Annotated in this window: 2 pseudogenes; one reads left to right on the plus strand and one right to left on the minus strand. The window is 67.8% G+C overall.

Annotation, left to right across the window (positions count from 1 at the left end):
• A pseudogene (locus I5I_RS01270) lies at nucleotides 1–300 on the minus strand (chorismate-binding protein); the annotation flags it as partial.
• A 209-nt stretch (nucleotides 301–509) separates the two neighbouring features.
• On the opposite strand from I5I_RS01270, the pseudogene ispG reads away from it, so the two are divergent.
• A pseudogene (gene ispG / locus I5I_RS01275) lies at nucleotides 510–1660 on the plus strand (flavodoxin-dependent (E)-4-hydroxy-3-methylbut-2-enyl-diphosphate synthase).
• Nucleotides 1661–1669: the final 9 nt, after the last annotated feature.

Consider the following 1669-nt stretch of genomic DNA (forward strand, 5'->3'; position numbering starts at 1 on the left):
ATTCGAGCTCGGTCCCGGGGATCCTCTAGAGTCTGTCACGTGCTCGTCGACCACGAGACAGCGCAGCGGCGCGCCGTCGTCGTGGCACGCGAAGCCCCGCTCGACGACCTGCCGATAGGGCACGAGCGCCAGCACCTCTCGCGGGGTGCCCGTCGCGTCCGTCAGCGGGATGTCGGACAGCAGGGGGACGTCGACCACCTCGCCGACGAGGAGCTCGACGGTGCCGGCATCCCGGGCGATCAGGGCGAACGGACGTTCCGCGCGCAGCACGGACTCCAGCGGGGAGGGGCTCGGGGTCATCGCCGGGCCTTTCTTCAGGTCGGGCGGGCTGCATTCGTCCGGGAACGAAAAGACCGCCTCGAGGGCGGTCTGTGTCGTGGGTCGCGAGCACACCGCCTCAGCGGGTGGGCCACCAGGAGGTGTTCGCGAACATGCGGTCACGATATCAGAACGAACGATGAGGATCGCCGCGCCGCCCTCGCGCAGCGTGTGCGGCGTAGTCTGGTGCAGTGCCAGCAGTGAACATCGGGATGCCGCGTGTGCCGGACGTCCTCGCCCCCCGCCGCAAGAGCCGTCAGATCAAGGTCGGGAAGGTGCTCGTCGGTGGCGACGCGCCTGTGAGCGTGCAGTCGATGACCACGACGCCGACGACCAACATCAACGCGACCCTTCAGCAGATCGCCGAGTTGACGGCATCCGGCTGTGAGATCGTGCGTGTGGCCGTCCCCAGCCAGGATGACGCCGACGTGCTGCACATCATCGCCAAGAAGAGCCAGATCCCCGTGATCGCGGACATCCACTTCCAGCCCAAGTACGTCTTCCAGGCCATCGACGCCGGGTGCGGCGCGGTGCGCGTGAACCCGGGCAACATCCGCAAGTTCGACGACCAGGTCGGCGCCATCGCCAAGGCGGCGAAGGATGCCGGGGTCTCGCTGCGCATCGGCGTGAACGCGGGTTCGCTCGACAAGCGTCTGCTCGAGAAGTACGGCAAGGCGACCCCGGAGGCACTGGTGGAGAGCGCCGTCTGGGAGGCGTCGCTGTTCGAGGAGCACGACTTCCACGACTTCAAGATCTCCGTCAAGCACAACGACCCGGTCGTGATGGTGAAGGCGTACCGCATGCTCGCCGAGCGGGGCGACTGGCCCCTGCACCTCGGTGTGACTGAGGCAGGTCCCGCGTTCCAGGGCACGATCAAGAGCGCCACCGCCTTCGGCATCCTCCTCGGTGAGGGCATCGGCGACACGATCCGCGTCTCCCTGTCGGCGCCGCCGGCGGAAGAGGTCAAGGTCGGCCACCAGATCCTGCAGTCGCTGAACCTCCGCGAGCGCAAGCTCGAGATCGTGTCGTGCCCGTGTGCGGCCGTGCGCAGGTGGACGTGTACACGCTCGCCAACGACGTCACCGAGGGTCTCAAGGACATGACGGTGCCCCTGCGCGTCGCTGTGATGGGATGCGTCGTCAACGGACCGGGTGAGGCGCGGGAAGCCGATCTGGGCGTCGCCTCGGGCAACGGCAAGGGCCAGATCTTCGTCAAGGGCGAGGTGATCAAGACCGTTCCCGAGGCCGAGATCGTCGCCACTCTGATCGAAGAAGCCAACCGCATCGCCGACGAGATGGGCCCCGACGCCCCGCTCGGCACGGCGCAGGTCGTCACCGCCTAGCCGCGTCTC

Origin of the sequence: Microbacterium sp. B24, assembly GCF_000333415.1 — a bacterium.
Taxonomy (GTDB): domain Bacteria; phylum Actinomycetota; class Actinomycetes; order Actinomycetales; family Microbacteriaceae; genus Microbacterium.